This window comes from Aeromonas enterica, assembly GCF_054052465.1.
The window spans coordinates 51,420-69,335 of the sequence record NZ_JBSTYL010000013.1 but is presented as its reverse complement, the minus strand read 5'-3'; the positions used below and the strand labels follow the sequence as shown (position 1 = coordinate 69,335).

General features: G+C 61.9%; 15 protein-coding genes and 1 pseudogene. 4 read left to right on the top strand and 12 right to left on the bottom strand.

Features of this window, described 5'->3' with window-relative positions; translation table 11 throughout:
• Nucleotides 1-29 precede the first annotated feature (29 nt).
• The 4 genes and pseudogenes from ACW5XD_RS14430 to ACW5XD_RS14415 all read right to left on the bottom strand — a co-directional run bounded on the left by ACW5XD_RS14430 (nucleotide 30) and on the right by ACW5XD_RS14415 (nucleotide 3,080).
• Nucleotides 30-410 (bottom strand): VOC family protein, encoded by a 381-nt coding sequence (locus tag ACW5XD_RS14430; protein WP_456495469.1) that lies wholly within the window; start codon nucleotides 408-410, stop codon nucleotides 30-32.
• A gap of 66 nt (nucleotides 411-476) precedes the next feature.
• Nucleotides 477-1,181, bottom strand: coding sequence for a helix-turn-helix transcriptional regulator (locus ACW5XD_RS14425; RefSeq protein ID WP_456495468.1), 705 nt, complete (start codon nucleotides 1,179-1,181; stop codon nucleotides 477-479).
• 71 nt (nucleotides 1,182-1,252) lie between these two features.
• Nucleotides 1,253-2,219: pseudogene (locus ACW5XD_RS14420) on the bottom strand (GlxA family transcriptional regulator).
• A gap of 90 nt (nucleotides 2,220-2,309) precedes the next feature.
• On the bottom strand, nucleotides 2,310-3,080 hold the full coding sequence (locus ACW5XD_RS14415; RefSeq protein WP_456495467.1) for an MBL fold metallo-hydrolase: 771 nt from the start codon (nucleotides 3,078-3,080) through the stop codon (nucleotides 2,310-2,312).
• Nucleotides 3,081-3,360: 280 nt separating this feature from the next.
• On the opposite strand from ACW5XD_RS14415, the gene ACW5XD_RS14410 reads away from it, so the two are divergent.
• Nucleotides 3,361-3,774, top strand: coding sequence for an Hsp20 family protein (locus ACW5XD_RS14410; protein ID WP_042873533.1), 414 nt, complete (start codon nucleotides 3,361-3,363; stop codon nucleotides 3,772-3,774).
• Nucleotides 3,775-3,867: 93 nt separating this feature from the next.
• On the top strand, nucleotides 3,868-4,305 hold the full coding sequence (locus ACW5XD_RS14405) for an Hsp20 family protein (protein WP_043557342.1): 438 nt from the start codon (nucleotides 3,868-3,870) through the stop codon (nucleotides 4,303-4,305).
• 57 nt (nucleotides 4,306-4,362) lie between these two features.
• Here the strand turns inward: ACW5XD_RS14405 and ACW5XD_RS14400 are convergent, their stop codons facing one another.
• Nucleotides 4,363-5,616 (bottom strand): valine--pyruvate transaminase, encoded by a 1,254-nt coding sequence (locus tag ACW5XD_RS14400; RefSeq protein ID WP_042873536.1) that lies wholly within the window; start codon nucleotides 5,614-5,616, stop codon nucleotides 4,363-4,365.
• A 282-nt stretch (nucleotides 5,617-5,898) separates the two neighbouring features.
• On the opposite strand from ACW5XD_RS14400, the gene ACW5XD_RS14395 reads away from it, so the two are divergent.
• Nucleotides 5,899-6,132 (top strand): hypothetical protein, encoded by a 234-nt coding sequence (locus tag ACW5XD_RS14395; RefSeq protein ID WP_456495466.1) that lies wholly within the window; start codon nucleotides 5,899-5,901, stop codon nucleotides 6,130-6,132.
• On the opposite strand, the gene ACW5XD_RS14390 is transcribed toward ACW5XD_RS14395, so the two are convergent.
• Nucleotides 6,116-6,886 (bottom strand): AraC family transcriptional regulator, encoded by a 771-nt coding sequence (locus ACW5XD_RS14390; protein ID WP_456495465.1) that lies wholly within the window; start codon nucleotides 6,884-6,886, stop codon nucleotides 6,116-6,118. The genes ACW5XD_RS14395 and ACW5XD_RS14390 overlap by 17 nt on opposite strands.
• A 92-nt stretch (nucleotides 6,887-6,978) precedes the next feature.
• On the opposite strand from ACW5XD_RS14390, the gene ACW5XD_RS14385 reads away from it, so the two are divergent.
• A complete protein-coding gene (locus tag ACW5XD_RS14385) occupies nucleotides 6,979-8,106 on the top strand; it encodes a multidrug effflux MFS transporter (protein ID WP_456495464.1) in 1,128 nt (375 codons plus the stop codon).
• Between the two features lie 96 nt (nucleotides 8,107-8,202).
• Here ACW5XD_RS14385 and ACW5XD_RS14380 read toward each other — a convergent pair whose 3' ends face one another.
• The 6 genes from ACW5XD_RS14380 to gorA form a co-directional block, all read right to left on the bottom strand.
• Nucleotides 8,203-8,886 (bottom strand): response regulator, encoded by a 684-nt coding sequence (locus tag ACW5XD_RS14380; RefSeq protein WP_043557347.1) that lies wholly within the window; start codon nucleotides 8,884-8,886, stop codon nucleotides 8,203-8,205.
• Nucleotides 8,887-8,969: 83 nt separating this feature from the next.
• Nucleotides 8,970-11,558 (bottom strand): DUF4118 domain-containing protein, encoded by a 2,589-nt coding sequence (locus ACW5XD_RS14375; RefSeq protein ID WP_456495463.1) that lies wholly within the window; start codon nucleotides 11,556-11,558, stop codon nucleotides 8,970-8,972.
• A gap of 241 nt (nucleotides 11,559-11,799) precedes the next feature.
• Entirely contained in the window at nucleotides 11,800-12,321 is a 522-nt protein-coding gene (locus tag ACW5XD_RS14370) for a potassium-transporting ATPase subunit C (protein WP_043141658.1), read from the bottom strand.
• Nucleotides 12,322-12,381: 60 nt separating this feature from the next.
• Nucleotides 12,382-14,439 (bottom strand): potassium-transporting ATPase subunit KdpB, encoded by a 2,058-nt coding sequence (gene kdpB / locus ACW5XD_RS14365; RefSeq protein ID WP_456495462.1) that lies wholly within the window; start codon nucleotides 14,437-14,439, stop codon nucleotides 12,382-12,384.
• On the bottom strand, nucleotides 14,439-16,121 hold the full coding sequence (kdpA, locus tag ACW5XD_RS14360) for a potassium-transporting ATPase subunit KdpA (protein ID WP_456495461.1): 1,683 nt from the start codon (nucleotides 16,119-16,121) through the stop codon (nucleotides 14,439-14,441). Before kdpA ends, kdpB begins: the two co-directional genes overlap by 1 nt.
• A 423-nt stretch (nucleotides 16,122-16,544) precedes the next feature.
• Entirely contained in the window at nucleotides 16,545-17,894 is a 1,350-nt protein-coding gene (gene gorA, locus ACW5XD_RS14355; protein ID WP_456495460.1) for a glutathione-disulfide reductase, read from the bottom strand.
• Nucleotides 17,895-17,916 lie beyond the last annotated feature (22 nt).

Here is a 17,916-nt window from a genome sequence, read left to right as displayed (position 1 = left end):
ATTGCCAACTACGCACCAGTGGCCGTTTATCATCGGCCCAGTTCGGGTGCCGGGCAGTAGAGGCGCAGCCGATGGCCATCCGGATCGAGCGCCATGCCGGTGTAGCCAAACTCCAGTCGGATCGGCGGCTGGGTGATGGTGAGGCCGCGAGCCTGCCATTTCGCAAACTCGGCATCGACGCTGGCATCATCTGGCAGAGGGAAGGCCAGCTCCATGGCTCCGGCTCCTTGCGTGACCTTGGGCTCAACCGTGGCACTGGACCAGAGCGCCAGCCTGGTGCCCGACTCGAACACGAACATGGCGAAGGTGGGGGACTCCTCCACCGGCGAGCGACCAAACAGCTCGCGATAGAAGCGGGCGCTGCGAGCCGGATTGGCGACATAGAGGATGGTGAACTGGGGGACAAGCATGGTGACGCTCCTTGTTTCGGGGATGGCGCATCTGCGCCGACCCCGTCAGCATGGTGCTACCTGCTGTCAGTTTCTGTCAGCAATGAATTGTGGCTGCGGGATCTGCTGGGTAGCGCGCCACTCCTTGAGCAGGATAGCCCGGCTCCTGGGATAGCCGATCTCCTCCAGCTTCAGCTGGCTGATGCGATCCACCCGGAAGTGGCGAAAGTCCTGCCGCAGCTCGCACCAGGCCACCAGGACCCGCACCTGCTCGAAATAGCCGAGGGCAAATGGCCAGACGGTGCGCTCAGAACTCGCTTCTCTCAGATCGCGATAGCTCAGGGTTACCTTGCGCTGTTGACGGATGGCACTGCGCAGGGGAGCCTCATCGGTGCAGGCGTCGCTGCGGGATGAGCCGATCAGCAGGGTGTTGGCGTGGAGCTGCTGGCGGTACTCGGCGGGCAGCACGGCCTCTATCTTGGCCAGCGCACTGCGGGCACCGGCACTCAGGGTGCTGTCGGCATGTTCGGCCACCCAGCGGGAGCCCAGCACCAGGGCTTCCAGCTCCTCTTCGCTGAACATCAGCGGTGGCAGCATGAAGCCGGGGCGCAGCACATAGCCGATACCGGGCTCACCCTCGATATGCGCCCCCTGGGATTGCAGGGTCGCTATGTCCCGGTAGAGGGTGCGCAGGCTGATGCCGAGCCGGCTGGCCAGCTCTGTGCCTGTGATGGCGTAACGGTGACCGCGCAACAGCTGGAGCAGGGCCAGCAGACGTTCGGAACGGGACATGGCATGGCTCCTTGGGATCTGCGGTTAGGGTGCCATGTTTGGGCGAACCGGAACAGGGTGAGGTGAGAGGCTCACTCCCGGCTGCCACGAAAAGACCGCCGCCATTCGCTCGGCGAAACCTCGAAGCGGGCCCGAAAGTGCTGGCGCAGTGAGGTGGCTGTCTTGAAACCCACCAGTTCGGCGATGCGTTCTATGGGGTGGGTGCTGGCTTCCAGCAGCTCCTGGCAACGCCTGAGCCGCTCGATCAGCAGCCACTCTCCGACGGAGAGGCCGGTGGCCTGATGAAAGCGACGGGTAAAGGTGCGCCGACTCATCAGGCTGTGGGCCGCCAGGCTGTCGAGGGTATGCGGCTCCTGCAGGTGGGCTCGCAGGTGATCGAGCAGCTGGTTCATCCTGGCATCCCGGGTAGAGGTGGAGACCGGCTGCTGGATGAACTGGGCCTGGCCACCTTCACGGTGGGGCGGGATCACCAGCCGTCGTGCCACCTGGTTGGCGATGGCACTGCCATGGTGCTGGCGTACCAGATAGAGGCAACAATCCAGTCCAGCAGCTGTGAGCTGTGCCCGCCGAGGTGACCAGCCCATCGTCATCCACATAGAGGGCGTTGGTATCGAGCCGCACGCAGGGAAAGCGGCGGAGGAAATCCTGCTCGTACTCCCAATGGGTCGAGGCCTTGCGTCCATTGAGCAAGCCGGCATAGGCGAGCACATCGGTGCCGAGGCAGAGTCCCACCACCTGGGCCCCTCTGGCATGAGCCGCCATCAGGGCATCCAGCAGTGGCTGGGCCGGGCGCTCGGCCGGGTCGCGCCAGAAGGGAATGACTATGATGTCCGCCTCGGCCAGGGCCTTCAGCCCGTGAGGCGCCTGGATGCTGAAACCTTGTGATGAGTGCGAGCTGGCCTTGCCATCCCCGGCACAGAGCCTGAGTTCGAACAGGGGCTGACCCGGCAGTATGTCGCCGAAGATGAGGCAGGGCACTGAGCAGTGAAAGGGGCTGAAGTGGTCGAAGGCCACGACGGCAACTATCGGGATGGGCATGACGCTGGCCTCCTCTTTGCGCGGTGAGCAACCATGATATGCGCTGGCAGCTGAAAGCCGAAGGGCCATGCGGATGCATGGCCCCAGTTATCACAGTGAAAGCGTGTCGCCATCTTCCGGCACCCGCACCCGATCCGCCATGTCGTGCTCGGCCAGATAGTCGTGCAACTCCTTGCGTGACAGCACGGCATGATTGACCGCCTCCATGTGGCTGGCAATCAGGATGGCCTGTGGTGCAGCCTGATAGACGGCCCGCACATCCTCCTTGCCCATGATGATGGAGCCCAAGCCCGGCACCTGGGCATCGCCACAGTTGAGGATGATCACCTCAGGCCCGTGTTGTCGCAGGCTCTGTGCGACCATTTCGTTCCAGACGGTATCACCCGCCAGGTAGAGGGTTTTCTCTTGCGGGTGGGAGAAGACCACACCGCACACCTCACCCAGCCGCTCGGCCAACACCGCCATGACCTGATCGTTGCCGTGTTGCCCCTCGGTCTGCTGCAGGCGGATACCGGCAAATTCGGCCTGCTCGCTCAGCAGGCGCACATCTTTAAAGCCACTGGCGCAGATGGTGTCGGCATCTTTCTGATGTTGCACAAACAGCGGCAGATGCTTGGGGATCTGCTGCTGAGCGACTGGGTCCCAGTGGTCCAGGTGATCGTGGGTGACGATCACCGCATCCACATCGAGTATCTCCGCCAGGGGCAGAGGCAGCTCGACCAGCGGGTTGCGCAGGTGGCTGTTGGCTGTTCCGGCGAAGGCGGGCAGCGTGCCCTTTGCTGCCAGCATGGGGTCGATCAGAAAGCGGGTGCCGGCGTAGTCGATCAGCAGGGTGGCGTTGCGAACCTGGGTAATCTGCATTGTGTAGCTCCGTGATAGCGGCGAGGTGTGCAACCAGTATGACGGGGGATGCGGGGAGCCATGAGTGGCCCGCGGGTCGATTATCGATCCTATCGGGCCAGCTGAACGATACGCTTGTGTGCCGGACAAACTCGAAAAATTTCTTTGATTCTCGCCCTTGAAAGCAAAAAGCCGGACCCTATATAGGTAACAAGGCCGGAACGCTCGACAGAGGTTTCGACCAGACGCCCGTCCGACAGGAGGGCAAACCATCCGTTATCGCTCACAAGAGGGTAATACTATGCGTTCTATCGACTTTTCTCCGCTCTATCGTTCTGCCATCGGTTTCGATCGTCTGGCCAATCTCATCGAATCTGCGGCCAGCAATGGCAATGCCGGATATCCCCCCTACAACATAGAGCAGCTGGGTGACAACGACTACCGTATCAGCATGGCGGTGGCGGGCTTTACCCAGGAAGAGCTGGAGTTGAGCTTTCAGGAAAACCTGCTGACGGTGAAGGGCAGCAAGCAGGCCGAGACCGACCGCAACTACCTGTATCAGGGCATAGCCGAGCGGGGTTTCGAGCGTCGCTTCCAGCTGGCCGACTATGTGCGGGTGAAGGGCGCCGACCTGAAGAACGGCCTGCTGCACGTCGAGCTGGTGCGTGAGGTGCCGGAGGCGATGAAGCCGCGCAAGATCGAGATCAACGGCTAACGCCCGATTTGAATCCATTTTTACCAAGCTTTCCGGGTGCCGATGGCGGGCCCGTGGAAATTGAAACCTGTTGCTTATTAGAAGGATAGGATTATGCGTAACCTCGATTTTTCTCATCTCCATTCCAATGCCGTCGGCTTCGAGCGGATGGCCCGTGAGCTGGAAGGCCTGTTTGACCAGAAGGCGGTGGCCTATCCCCCTTACAACATCGAAAAGCGCGATCACGACGGCTATCGCATCACGGTCGCGGTGGCCGGTTTCGAGCGCGAAGAGCTGGAACTGGAGACCGAAAACGGCACCCTCAAGGTGAAGGGGCGCAAGGCAGCCTCTGATGAACGCCAGTTCCTCCATCAGGGCATTGCCGAGCGTGACTTCGAGCTGGCCTTCAAGTTGAGCCAGCATGTGGAGGTGCAGGGCGCCAGGCTGGAGCATGGTCTGCTGACCATAGATCTGGCTCGCGAACTGCCGGAGGCACTCAAGCCTCGCGCCATCCCCATCGGCAAAGCCGAGCCGCTGGCGCTGCCCAACTAAGCCATGAGAAATGAAAAAGGCCTGCGATTGCAGGCCTTTTTGTTTTTGGTTCACAGGTCAGTTGCTGCCATAGAGGTCGTTGATCTCGTCCGCCAGTATGGCGATGCCACGGCGCACCAGCTCCTCGCTCTGGGAGTAGTTGAGGCGGATGCACTCCTGGCTGTGGCGCCACTTGGGGTCGTCGATGCCGGGGAAGAAGTAGTGACCCGGCACTATCAGCAGGTTCTTCGCCTTCAACCGCTCATAAAGTTCCTGGCAGTGAATGGGCAGATCTTCGAACCAGAGCCAGAGGAAGAGGGCGCCTTCCGGCTTGTGGATGTGGAAGCGCGGATCCGGGATCGCCTCACGCAACAGCCGTACCGCCAGCTCGGCCTTCTGCCGGTAGAAGGGTTTCACCACCTGCTCGCTCAGGGTGATGATCTCGCCACTTTCGATCATTGGGATGGTGATGGCGGGTCCCAGGCTGCCCGGCGCCAGGTTGATGATGCCGCTCAGGTTGGTGATGGCCTGAATGATCTTCTCGTCGGCGATGACGATGCCGCAGCGAGTGCCTGGCAGTCCCAGCTTGGAGAGGCTCATGCAGAGGATGGTGTTGGCGTTCCAGAACGGCTTGGCCTCGCTGAAGATGATGCCAGGGAAGGGCACGCCGTAGGCGTTGTCGATCAGCAGCGGAATGCCCTTGTCGCGGGCTATCTGATCCAGATGCTCTATCTCGTCATCGGTCAGCACGTTGCCAGTCGGGTTGGTCGGACGGGAGACGCAGATCACCCCTATATCGTCGCCCACCTGCAGGCTCTCGAAATCCACGTGGTATTTGAACTGGCCATCGGGCAGCTTCTCCATGGTGGGTTTGTACGCCACGAAGTAGTCATCGGTGAGGGCTGAGTCGGCGTAGCCGATATATTCGGGGGCCAGCGGGAACAGCACCTTCTTCTTGCGGCCATCGGCGAACTCGCCGGCCAGCAGGTTGAACAGGTAGAAGAAGGCATTCTGGCTGCCGTTGGTCAGGGCGATATTTCGAGAGGTGATATCCCAGCCGAGCTCCTTGCTGAGCAGGGCGGCCAGCGCCTTGGTGAACCTGTCCTTGCCTTGGGGGCCGTCGTAGTTGGCCATGGCTTTGACCAGTTCGCCATTGTCGAGCAGGTTTTTGGCTTCGGTTTGAAAGCGCTCCAGCATGGCGGGGATGGGGGCCGGATTGCCGCCACCCAGCATGATGGCGTCCGGATTGGTCAGCCCCTGATTAAGGTCATCCATGAGTTGGGTAATGCCGGCGTGGCGAGTGAACTTCTCGCCGAACAAGGAAAATTCCATTCGGTGACGGATCCAGAGTCAGTTACGGGGATGTAGCACCATAGCTCAGTTTAAAAGCGGGTGTCGATCAAAATAACGGGACGTTCCACGTGGAACATGACTCGGAAATACGTCGTGGTAAAAAATGCCATTTATGGGTTTAAAAATGACCACCTTGCTACCCAGATAAGACAAAAATGGGGGCTTTTAACTGATTAATTCAATAAAAATCATCTAGTTATAAATATGGCACAAGTATTGGAATAGCTATCAGGTCATCTCAACCACACCGGAGCACACCAGATGAAAACCCTGATCGCCACCCTGATAATGAGCACCCTCAGCCTGAATGTCATGGCAACTGAAAACCCCAGACCCGAACTGGATACCGCCAAACTGGGACAGGAGATGCTGGCCCAGCAGCAGGAAGCATCCCATGCCGTGGTGCTGGATGCCCTCAGCAACTTGAAGCCACTGGCGCTGGATACCCTGGTGGTGGAGGTGAGTTCGGCCGATGCGACTAACCCAGGGAGTTGAGATGGCGGAGGGGAGTCTGCCCCGTATGCTGCCTGAAGAAGCTGATGAAGGCGCTGTCGCTGGAGAACTCCAGCGAAGCGGCCACCCGGCTGATGGGCACGCCCTCGGCCAGCAGCTCCATGGCGCGCAGCAGACGCCACTGCTGGCGCCAGGCCTGATAGCTCATGCCTGTGTCTCGCGTGAAGATGCGGCCTATGGTCTTGTCACTGGCACCCACCCGTCCGGCCAGCCGGTTGAGCCGATCGGGCAGGGTGTCGCCCCGTTTTACCTCCTGCAACCAGGCCGTCAGGCGCGGATCTGCCGGTAGCGGCAGTTGCCAGGATTCCTGCGGCGCTTGCGCCAGCTCCTCCATGAACAGCGCCAGTGTCCGGCTCTGCTCCACCTCCGGTTTCTCCCATGGCCAGAGTGCCATTCGTTCTATGATCTCCCGCAGCAACGGGTTGACCGCCATCACCTGCACACTGGCTGGCAGCTCGGGTTGTGGCCGGAAGTAGAGGGAGCGATAGGCTACCACACCGCGCATCAGCACTCTGTGGGGAGTGCCCGCCGGCAGCCAGGCAGCCCGGCTGGGTGGCAGCAGACAGACCTGGTTCGCCAGCTCTATGCTCATGCAGCCCGCCTGGGCGAACAGCAACTGATGGCGCTGATGTTGATGCAGGCCCGAGTCGTGCCAGCCGAGCGCGGAGGCAATGCCGATCACGCTGCCAGCCAGGCTGTCCGGGTCAAAAGGGTGATCGGGGAGAATAAAGGCCATGTGTCCGATTATTGATGTTTATAGTCCTGCTTATTGTAATCGGACAGTCGGCATCTCTCTAGAATAACGACCTCTTGTGAAGGAGGTTTGTCATGAACAACAAGTTGCCACCGCTCTGGCTGGTGGTTGGATTGATGATGTTTCCCCAGATAGTGGAGACCATCTACAGCCCTGTGCTGACGCATATCGCCAGCCAGTTCAGGGTAAGCGACGGGCAGGCATCCCAGACCCTGTCGGTCTATTTTCTGGCGTTTGCCGTGGGCGTGGTCTGTTGGGGGCGGCTCTGCGATCTGATCGGGCGACGCCCCGCCATGCTGGCGGGTCTGTTCACTTACGGGCTCGGCACCTTGCTGGCATTGCTGGCCAACCAGTTCGAGGTGTTGCTGCTGGCCCGTATCATCTCGGCCTTTGGGGCCGCCGTGGGATCCGTGGTGACCCAGACCATGCTGCGCGACAGCTACCAGGGCAGCGATCTGGCCCGGGTCTTCTCGGTAATGGGGGTCGCGCTATCACTCAGTCCCGTGCTGGGACTGGTGAGCGGCGGCCTGTTGGCCGAGCAGTTTGGCTATCTCGGTGTCTTCAGCGGCTTGCTGGTGCTGGCCCTGATGCTAGGGGGGATCGCCGGCTGGCGGCTGCCAGAAACCCGTCCCGTGATGACCACTCGGGTTGCCCTCTGGCCATTGGCATGCCGCATGGTGCGGGATGGCGGACTCTGGCGCAGCGCCCTGCTGGTCGCCCTGTTCAATACCATGCTGTTTGGCTACTACAGCCTGGCACCGTTTCTGTTTGCCGGATTGGGATTGAATGCCAGCGAGTTTGGCTATTCCGGCCTGGCGTTGGCGCTGGCGACCCTGATCGGCAGCCTGCTGAACCGGCGTTTGCTGGGCATGGGCTGGTTGCCATCAGCGCTGATCCGGCTGGCCTCTGTGCTGGCGCTGGGGGCTGGGGTTGCCGTGTGGGCAGGTCAGGATTCGCTCTGGTTCCTGCTGCCCATGATGGGAGTCGTGGTGGCCTTTGGCATCGCCATCCCCAATGTGTTGAGTCAGGCCTTGCTGTCTTATCGGGAGGTGGCTGGCAGTGCCGGTGCCCTGTTCGGACTGGCCTACTACCTGCTGCTCAGCCTGGGATTGGCGCTGGCGGCCGCTTTGCAGGATCTGGGTCTGCTGCTCCTTGGCTGCGGCCTGTTGGCCGTACTGTGCAGCGGCCGGCGTTCCACGTGAAACATCAGCTGTCGATAAAACGGTAGCCGATGCCGGATTCGGTTCCGATCAGGCTGGGTTGCTGGGAATGTTGCCGCCCAGCTTCTTGCTGCAACATCAGCTGCCGATAAAACGGTAGCCGATGCCAGATTCGGTTTCGATCAGACTGGGTTGCTGGGGGTTATCTCCCAACTTCTTGCGCAGGCTGGCGATGACGATGCGCAGGTAGTGGGTATCTTCCTTGTGGCTCGGTCCCCAGATGTCGTTGAGCAGCTGGGTCTGCATCACCAGCTTGCCGGGGTGGCACACCAGGGCCTGCAGCAGGGCGAACTCCTTGCGAGACAGGGGGATCTCTTCCTCCTTCATGGTCACCTTGTGGCTGCTGGCGTCCAGAGTCAGGCCGCATTGCGGAAAGTGGCGGCATTCGCCGCTGCTGACCCCGGCTCGCTGGCGCAGCAAGACGCGGATGCGGGCCATCATCTCCCCAATGCCGAACGGCTTGCTCATGTAGTCGTTGGCGCCCGCGTCCAGCAACCGCACCTTCTCCTGCTCCGAATCCCGCGCCGACAGCACCAGTACCGGATGTTGATGGTGCTCACGAATCGTCTGCAGTATCTGGATGCCGTCTCCGTCCGGCAGGCCGAGATCCAGGATCACCAGATCGGGATTGAGGTGGCGATACTGCTCCAATCCCTCATTGACGCCCACCGCCTCGCTGACCTGATGGCCCTCGGCGATCAGGCTGATCCGCAGAAAGCGGCGGATCGCCGCTTCATCATCAATGACCAGGATATGAGCCATCTAGCCTCCAGCGGCGAATGTTGGGGAGGGAACTGGCGATGGCAGCATGCACTCTCTGCCGCCATGACAAAGGATGGGATCCATCATACCTCCGGTGAGTTGAGGGTGAGCGGCAGTGAGATGCGCATGCAGGTACCGTTGCCGTTGGGGCCGGAAAATGCCCAGATACGGCCGCCATGAGCCTCTATCATAGCGCGGGAAATGGCGAGGCCAAGCCCGGTGCCGCGACTGCCGCAATCGCCGACCGGCTGGGTGTAGAACAGATTGAAGATCTTGTCCCGATCCGACTCGGCGATGCCGACCCCGATGTCGATGATGTCGATGATGAGATCCGGATCCGCCAGCATCACCTTGAACTCGATGGGCGTGCCAGCCGGCGAGTAGCGGGAGGCGTTGTCGAGGATATTGACCAGCACCTGCTCGATCAGGGCGCCGTGCACATAGAGCTGGGGGATCTGCTGATCGAAGTGCACCAGCAACTTGTGCTGGCGCCAGGAGGACTCCAGCCGCTTGCGGGCGCTCTCCACCAGATCCGCCAAATCGACCCAGTCTCGTTTCAACTGGAAGTCCGGCGAACCTATGCGGGTCATGTCCAGCAGGTTCTGCACATAGCTGTGCAGGCGGCGCGCCTCGTCCTGCACAGAATGGAGCAGTTCGCCGCGATCCTCTGCGCTTATCCGATCACCGTATTCCAGCAAGGTACTGCTGGCCCCCATGATGGTTGCCAGCGGTGTCTTCAGATCGTGGGAAACCGACGAGAGCAGGGCGGCACGCATCCTGTCGGTCTCGGCTTGCAACTGACTGTCGGCCAGCCGCTCGTTGAGGTCGATCCGGGCCAGGGCTGCGCGGATGTCGGTGAGCAGGGCCTGCAACTGGTGTTCGGCCGAGGAGGCGAGCGGATTGACCAGCCGGATGCCGAGTACCAGATCATCGGTGAGATGGTGATATTGCGCCTCGGCGGCATTGAGAGTGGCCGTGTGGGCGCCTGCGCTCTGTTTCTGGGCCAGGCACCAATCGATGGCAGCCTTGTCGGTCTGCCCGGGTCTGTGCTGCGCCGATCCCGCCCTGTGCTGATAATCCTGGTCGAGGGCAAAGACAGGCTGGGCCAGGGCCAGCGAGATGGCCTGGGTGCCTTGCCTGAGCACTTCTTCCGGACTGCTGGCGGTGGCCAACCCCTGGCTCAGCGACAGCAGGGCATTGCCGAGCTGCTGGGTCTCGCGCAGGCCGACCAGCTGTTGCCGCTGGCGGGAGGCGAGTCGTCCAGCCGTCATGCCGACGATGAGCAGCACGAACAGGGTGAGCAGATCGCTGTGGCTGGCCACGTTCAGGGAGAAGTAGGGGGCGGTGAACAGCAGATTGTGAGCGACGAAGCCCAGCACGGCCGCCAGTATGGCGGGTACCAGGCTGGTGGTGAGCGCCGTGGCCAGCACCCCCAGCACGAACAGCAGCGGCAGGGAGGCGGGCGGCAGCCAGTGGGAGAGCCCCCAGGCGCTGGCCGAGGTCACCGCCATGATGGTGATGGCCAGCAGGCTTTGTCGAATGTCCTTGGGGTGGAGTGGTTGCAGCCCCAGGCCTGGCTTGCGTTTCTCCGTGTCCACCAGGGTGATTTCGAGCCCCTGCGCCTGCTTGAGCAGGTGCTGCACCAGCGAGCGACGCCAGGGTGCCTTGTGGGGTTTGCCGAGCAGCAGTTGCGAGACCTGTTGCTGTTCGGCGGTTTCCAGCAAAGTGCTGGCCACCGCCGGGCTGGAGAGGGTCAGCACCTTGGCACCGAGGTGGGAGGCCAGCGCCAGCGCCTGCTCCAGCTCGGCGGAGCGTTGCCCCTTGCTGTCGATGTGCACCACCAGCCAGGGCAGCTGGCGGCGCTGGGCGAAGCGGTGGCCGTAGCGCACCAGCGCCGAGCCGTGCTGATCGCCGAGGCAGACCATCAGCTTGCCCCGCAGCGGCAGCGTGGTCTTGCCGGCTGCTTGCCACTGCAGCTGCAGATCCCCCTCCACGTGGCTGGCGGCGGTCTGCATCGCCAGCTCGCGCAGGGCGGTCAGGTTGTTGAGGGAGAAGAAGGATTGCAGGGCGGCTTTGGCCTGATGGGGCACATAGACCTTGCCCTCCTTGAGTCGACCGAGCAGCTCCTTGGGGGGCAGGTCGATCAGTATGATGCTGTCCGCCTCCAGCAGTACCTGATCCGGCAGTGTCTCCTTGACTCTGACCCCGGTCAGTTGCCACACCAGATCGTTGAGACTCTCCAGGTGTTGCACGTTGAGGGTGGAGTAGACGTCGATACCGGCACCGAGCAACTCCTCCACATCCTGCCAACGCTTCTCGTGACGGCTGCCCGGGGCGTTGCTGTGGGCCAGCTCATCCACTACGACGATAGCGGGTTTGCGTTCGAGCAGCGCATCCAGATCCATCTCCTCGAGCCGTTGCTGGCGATGCAGATGAAGTTTGCGTGGCTGGATGGCGAGCTTGTCGAGCAGGGCCAGGGTCTCCTGACGGCCGTGGGTTTCCACCACGCCGATCAGGATGTCGACCCCTTCCCGCGCCTGTTCCCGCACGGCTTGCAGCATGGCGTAGGTCTTGCCTACGCCGGGCGCTGCGCCGAGAAAGACCTTCAGCTTGCCCTTGTGTTCCTGCTCCAGGCTGGCCAGCAAGGCGTCGGCCCGCACCTCGTCACGCATTTCCGTACTCCTGCTTCAGGCTTGCCAACAAGGCGCCAGCCGTTACCTCGTCACGCATTCCCGTACTCCCGCTCCAGGCTTGCCAACAAGGCGCCAGCCGTTACCTCGTCACGCATTTCCGTACTCCTGCTCCAGGCTTGCCAGCTGGGCACCGGCATCAGCCATTACCTCGTCACGCATTACTATCCTTATCGAGCAACCGCTGGCTCAGTTCGAAAATGTGGGATACCGGTCCTCTCTATCAAGCGTCCTTGTCGAGCTGCAGGTTCAGCTGGAGTATGTTGACCACTTGCGGGCCAAGGATACCAGCTTGTGCACTGGACTTGACCTGCTCCGTCAGCAAGGCGGGATCCAGCCCTCGCTGTTTGGCCACTCTTTCCACCTGAGCCAGCACGGCATCCACCGGCAGATGGGGGTCCAGGCCGGAGGCTGATCGGGTCAGCATGGCGGGTGATGCGTCACCGGTTGGCGCCTGGGCTTCGGTGTTGGCAAACTGGGCCCGCAGCGGTGAGCTCATGCCCAGATTGGATGCACCACCGCCTATGGTGGCGAAGTCGCTGGCGGAGGGGCGGGAGTGGAAGTACTCGGCCCGCTCGAATTTCTGCGCCAGCAGGGCACTGCCGATCAGCTGCTGTTTGCCGTTGGTCAGCTGGCTGCCGTTGGCCTGCCAGGGGAACATCAGCTGGGCCAGCCCTGTCACCGCCAGCGGGTAGCCGACGCCCAGCAGCAGGGTCAGGGTCAGCAGGGTTCTGATTGCTATCATGATTCTCTTGCTCCAAACAGATTGATGGGGTGCAGGCCAGGCTTGCACCCCGCTATGTCGTTACACCAGACCCAGGCCTGTGATGACCAGGTCGATCAGCTTGATTCCAATGAAGGGCACTATCAGGCCACCGACGCCGTAGATCAGCAGGTTGCGGCGCAGCAGGCTGGCGGCGGATCCCTTCAGGCTGACACCGCGCAGGGCCAACGGCACCAGCGCCACTATGATCAGGGCGTTGAAGATGATGGCCGACAGAATGGCGCTCTGCGGGCTGCCCAGCTGCATCAGGTTCAGTGCCCCCAGCTGCGGATAGGCGGCGATGAACAGGGCTGGCAGTATGGCGAAGTACTTGGCCACGTCGTTGGCGATGGAGAAGGTGGTCAGGGCGCCGCGGGTCACCAGCAGCTGTTTGCCGACCAGCACCACGTCCAGCAGCTTGGTGGGGTTGGAATCCAGATCCACCAGGTTGCCCGCCTCCTTGGCGGCCTGAGTGCCTTCGTTCATGGCCAGGCCCACGTCGGCCTGGGCCAGCGCCGGGGCGTCGTTGGCACCGTCACCGCACATGGCGACCAGGCGGCCATCGGCCTGCTCCTGGCGGATATAGGCCAGTTTCTTTTCTGGGGTGGCTTCGGCGATGAAGTCATCCACCCCTGCCTCGGCGGCGATGGCGGCGGCGGTCAACGGGTTGTCCCCGGTGATCATCACTGTCCGTATCCCCATGTGACGCAGGATCTGGAAGCGGGCCTTGATGCCGGGCTTGATGATGTCCTTGAGGAACACTACCCCCAGCAACTTCTCGTGGGTACAGACCAGCAGCGGGGTGCCGCCCTGGCGGGCTATGTTGTCGACCGACTTGAGGATCAGCTCAGGCACCGCCTTGCGCTCGAGGGAGAGGTAGTTGAGCACAGCATCCACAGCCCCCTTGCGATATTGATGACCGTTGCGATCCAGCCCGCTCAACCGGGTCTCGGCGCTGAACGGGATCAGCTTGTCACTCTCCAGCTGGCTCGGCTTGGCCATGCTCTTGCCTGCCAGAGTCAGGATGGACTTGCCTTCCGGCGTATTGTCACCGAGGGAGGCCAGCATGGCCGCCTGGGCCAGCAGGGAGGGATCGACACCGGGGGCCGGGATCAGCTCGTCGGCCATACGGTTGCCGAAGGTGATGGTGCCTGTCTTGTCCAGCAGCAGGGTCCGTACGTCACCGGCGGCTTCCACGGCGCGGCCCGACTTGGCAATCACGTTCAGCTTCACCAGCCGATCCATGCCGGCGATGCCGATGGCAGAGAGCAGGCCGCCTATGGTGGTCGGGATCAGGGTGATGAAGAGGGCAAGCAGGTAGAGTCTGGGTACCTGGGTGCCGTTGTAGTCGAGGAACCAGGGCAGGGTAGCCACCACCAGCAGGAAGATCAGGGTCAGACCCACCAGCAGGGCATCGAGCGCCATCTCGTTCGGGGTCTTCTGGCGCTTGGCTCCTTCCACCAGCGAGATCATCCGGTCCAGCGTGCTCTCGCCCGGATTGTTGCTGACCCGTACCCAGATTTCGTCCGAGACCACAGTGGTGTTGCCGGTCACGCCGCTGCGGTCGGTGCCTGATTCGCGGATGACGGGGGCCGATTCACCCGTGATGGCTGCCTCGTTGACCGACGCTATGCCGGCCACCACTTCACCATCGGCCGGGATCATCTCGCCGCTGCGCACCAGCACCAGATCGCCTTTCAGCAGGCTGGTGGCAGGTACCCATTCACCCTGCCCATCCTTGGCATCCGTGACCCGGCGCGCCTTGAGCTGGCTCATGCCGGCCTTGAGGCTGTCGGCTCGCGCCTTGCCGCGTCCTTCGGCCAGGGTTTCGGCGAAGTTGGCAAACCAGAGGGTCAGCCAGAGCCAGGCGGTCAGCTGCCAGGCCAGGCTGGGGGCCACTCCCGACAGGGGTTGGCCCAGCAGGGATTCCACGGTCGCCATCACGGCGGCCAGCCAGAGAGTGAACAGTATGGGGCTGCCAAACAGTGCCTTGGGGTTGAAGCGATAGAGGGCTTCGACCATGGCTTGCACAATTTGCGATCTCTGTTTCTTGGCCTTCACCTTGTCGGTGCGGGCTGTCATGGAGATGGACTTGCTCATTAGAAAGCTCCCTGTATCAGGCTCAGATGTTCGGCCACCGGTCCCAGTGCCAGCAGTGGCAGGAAGGAGAGGCCGCCAATCAGCAGTACTGTGATGATCAGCAAGGTAATAAACAGTGGCCCCCGGATCGGGAAGTCACCTTCACCCGTCTCCTGACGTGGAGCGCGGGCGAGCTGGCCGGCAATGGCCAGCACGGGGATGATGTAACCGAAGCGTCCGAGCAGCATGGCAAGCCCGATGGCGATGCACTGCCAGCTATCAGCGGCGGCAAAGCCTGCGAAGGCGGAACCGTTGTTGCCGGCAGCCGAGGCGTAGGCATAGATCAGCCGAGACAGGCCGTGCGGGCCTTCATGACCTATGACGGTGGCGGCATCCGGCATCAGCAGAGTTACGCCACCGATCACCAATACCCCGACCGGCATCACCAGCATGCTGGCGACCACCCACTTCATCTCGGTGATGCCGAGCCGCTTGCCCAGATAGGTTGGTGTGCGACCCACCATGAGGCCACACAGGAACACGGTCAGCAGCACGAACAGCATCATGCCGTAGATACCGGCACCCACGCCGCCGAACACCACTTCACCCAGCAACATGTTGATCATGGCGACCATGCCGGCGAGGGGGGCAAAGCTGTCGTGCATGGCGTTGACCGAGCCGTTGGAGGCGGCCGTGGTCGCCACTTCCCAGATGCTGGAGAGCACGGGGCCGAAGCGGCTCTCCTTACCTTCCCAGTTGCCCATCTGAGTGGTGAGGTGAGCGAGGTTGGGATCCGGCTTTATCTCCTGGGAGAGGGAGAGGCAAAGCCCTAGCACCAGCATGATGGTCATGGCGGTGAGGATAGCGCGACTGTGGGCCACGTCCTTCACGTAGCGACCCAGGGTGCAGACCATGGCGGCGGCTATGGTGAGCAGGGCGACCATCTCCAGCCAGTTGGAGAGAGCGGTCGGGTTCTCGAACGGGTGGGCCGAGTTGATGCCAAAGAAGCCGCCGCCGTTGGAGCCGAGCTGCTTGATGGCGATCTGGGAAGCGGCAGGGCCGAGCGGCAGCAGTTGTTCCTGACCTTCCAGGCTGTGGAACGGCAGATAGGCCGACAGCGTCTGGGGTACGCCCTGCCATACCAGCAGCAGCGCCATGATCAGCGCCATTGGCAGCAGCACGTAGAGGCAGAAACGCACCAGATCCTGCCAGAAGTTGCCAATGTGGGTGGTTTGCTGGCGTGCTATGCCGCGGAACAGGGCGATGGCGACGGCTGCGCCCGTCCCGGCAGAGACGAAGTTCTGGGTAGTGAGTCCCACCATCTGGCTGAAGTAGGAGAGGCTGGCCTCACCGGAATAGGCTTGCCAGTTGGTGTTGGTCATGAAGCTGACGGCCGTGTTGAAGGCCATTTGCCAGCTCAGGCCGGGCAGTTGCTGCGGGTTGAGGGGCAGCAGGCCTTGCGCCATCAGGATCAGAAACAGCAGGCCGAAACCGGCGCCGTTGAATGCCAGCAGGCTGAGGGCGTAGGACTTCCAGTCCTGCTCCCGTCCGTCCGTACCGCAGCAGGCCAGGGTGGCGCGCTCCATGGGCGACAGCCAGCGACTTTGCCCCTCGAATACCCGATACAGGTAGCCGCCAAGCAGGGGGGCCGGCAGCAGGATCAGCAGCACAAAGGCCACCGGATAGATCACTTCTTGCCACATAGTCAGTTCCTCACTCGTGGCTGCGCGTTAACGCACGCAACAGATAGCCCATCAGGGCGAGGACCAGCAGCAGATATAGCCAATTCATATCGACTCCATTGAGATAATTAGCTGCGAGAGTCGATGTAAAACCGTATCGACTCCGTTGGTGTCATTGACGTTGAAAGGGTATGTAAAACCGGCGTAAAGGCGCCATAAAGCGGTCTGGGGGGAGCGTAAAATCGGCGTAAAAAGCGCAACTTTTGTCGGGCTGTCGAAGGGCAGATATGAAAAAACCCGGCCTGGGCCGGGTTTCTGGGAAGGGTTACGCCGTTATCGAAGCTGGCCTGATGGGCCATTAACGCATGGTGACGAACTCTTCTGTACTGGTGGGATGGGAAGGGGAACGCAGTTGTCGAGGCTCCTTCCTTCCCTGCTCCTCACTCAGCGCATGGTGACAAATTCTTCCGCACTGGTGGGATGAATGGCCACGCAGTTGTCGAAGTCCGCCTTGGTGGCACCCATCTTCATGGCGACGCCGAAGCCTTGCAGTATCTCGTCCATGGCGAAGCCGATGCCGTGCAGGCCGACCACCTTCTCCTCGGGGCCGACGCAGACCAGCTTCATCCGGGTGGGCTGGCGATGCTGGGTCAGGGCCGAATACATGGCGGTGAACTGGCTGCGATAGACCTTGACCTGGCTCTCGCCATATTCGGCGATGGCTTCCGGCTCGGTCAGCCCTATGGTGCCGATGGGTGGGTGGCTGAATACCACGGTCGGCACCAGATCGTAGTTGAGATGCTCGTTGGGCTTGTTGTTGAACAGCCGTTCGGAGAGGCGGCGGCCCGCCGCGACGGCCACCGGAGTGAGCTGGATGCGGCCTGTATTGTCACCGACGGCATAGAGGTTGGCGACGTCCGTATTCTGGAACTTGTCAGTCGGAATGAAGCCCTTGGCATCCAGTTCGATGCCGGCGGCGACCAGATTGAGGTTGTCGGTGGCGGGCACGCGGCCGATGGCCCAGATCAGGCAATCGACGGTGAGGTGGCGGCCATCTTCCAGCTGCAGGGTCAGGCTGTCATCGGCGTTCTTGACCACCGCCTTGGGGATGGCGTGGGTGTGCAGCTTGGGCCCTTCCTGCGCCATGATTTCCACCAGGGTCTCGTGGATCATGGGGTCGAAGTTGCGCAGCGGCGCGTGCTTGCGCACAACCAGATGAGTTTCGGAGCCGAGCGCCTGCATTACGCCGGCGATTTCCACGGCTATGTAGCCGGCACCGACCACGGCAACGCGCTTGGGTTGGCTTTGCAGATCAAAGAAACCGTCGGAGTCGATACCCAGTTCGGCACCGGGAATGGCGGGCACTTCGGGACGGCCACCGGTGGCGATCAGGATGTGATCGGCGGTGTACTGTTCGCCATTCACTTCGATGGTGTTGCTGCTGACGAAGCGGGCGAAGCCCTTGATGACGGTGATCTGGTTCTTGCCCAGCACGTTTTGGTAGGACTGGTGGATGCGACCAATATAGGCCTGGCGGGACTCGACCAGCTTGGCCCAGTTGAAGTGGTTGAGGGTGGTGTCGAAGCCGTAGTCGGCGCCATATTTCAGGGCATCGGCGATCTGGCCCGCATACCACATGGCCTTCTTCGGCACGCAGCCTACGTTGACGCAGGTTCCACCCAACTCTTTGGCTTCAATCAGGGCGACTTTCTTGCCGTACATGGCAGCCCGGTTGGCCGAGGCGATGCCGCCGCTGCCGCCACCGATGGCGATATAGTCAAAATGCTGTGCCATTGCGAGGTTCTCCGCTCATTAA

Bases quoted from the DNA above. Each gene is read 5' to 3' on its own strand.
- ACW5XD_RS14430 (WP_456495469.1), bottom strand. From the start codon at position 410: ATGCTTGTCCCCCAGTTCACCATCCTCTATGTCGCCAATCCGGCTCGC.
- ACW5XD_RS14425 (WP_456495468.1), bottom strand. From the start codon at position 1,181: ATGTCCCGTTCCGAACGTCTGCTGGCCCTGCTCCAGCTGTTGCGCGGT.
- ACW5XD_RS14415 (WP_456495467.1), bottom strand. From the start codon at position 3,080: ATGCAGATTACCCAGGTTCGCAACGCCACCCTGCTGATCGACTACGCC.
- ACW5XD_RS14410 (WP_042873533.1), top strand. From the start codon at position 3,361: ATGCGTTCTATCGACTTTTCTCCGCTCTATCGTTCTGCCATCGGTTTC.
- ACW5XD_RS14405 (WP_043557342.1), top strand. From the start codon at position 3,868: ATGCGTAACCTCGATTTTTCTCATCTCCATTCCAATGCCGTCGGCTTC.
- ACW5XD_RS14400 (WP_042873536.1), bottom strand. From the start codon at position 5,616: ATGGAATTTTCCTTGTTCGGCGAGAAGTTCACTCGCCACGCCGGCATT.
- ACW5XD_RS14395 (WP_456495466.1), top strand. From the start codon at position 5,899: ATGAAAACCCTGATCGCCACCCTGATAATGAGCACCCTCAGCCTGAAT.
- ACW5XD_RS14390 (WP_456495465.1), bottom strand. From the start codon at position 6,886: ATGGCCTTTATTCTCCCCGATCACCCTTTTGACCCGGACAGCCTGGCT.
- ACW5XD_RS14385 (WP_456495464.1), top strand. From the start codon at position 6,979: ATGAACAACAAGTTGCCACCGCTCTGGCTGGTGGTTGGATTGATGATG.
- ACW5XD_RS14380 (WP_043557347.1), bottom strand. From the start codon at position 8,886: ATGGCTCATATCCTGGTCATTGATGATGAAGCGGCGATCCGCCGCTTT.
- ACW5XD_RS14375 (WP_456495463.1), bottom strand. From the start codon at position 11,558: ATGCGTGACGAGGTGCGGGCCGACGCCTTGCTGGCCAGCCTGGAGCAG.
- ACW5XD_RS14370 (WP_043141658.1), bottom strand. From the start codon at position 12,321: ATGATAGCAATCAGAACCCTGCTGACCCTGACCCTGCTGCTGGGCGTC.
- kdpB (WP_456495462.1), bottom strand. From the start codon at position 14,439: ATGAGCAAGTCCATCTCCATGACAGCCCGCACCGACAAGGTGAAGGCC.
- kdpA (WP_456495461.1), bottom strand. From the start codon at position 16,121: ATGTGGCAAGAAGTGATCTATCCGGTGGCCTTTGTGCTGCTGATCCTG.
- gorA (WP_456495460.1), bottom strand. From the start codon at position 17,894: ATGGCACAGCATTTTGACTATATCGCCATCGGTGGCGGCAGCGGCGGC.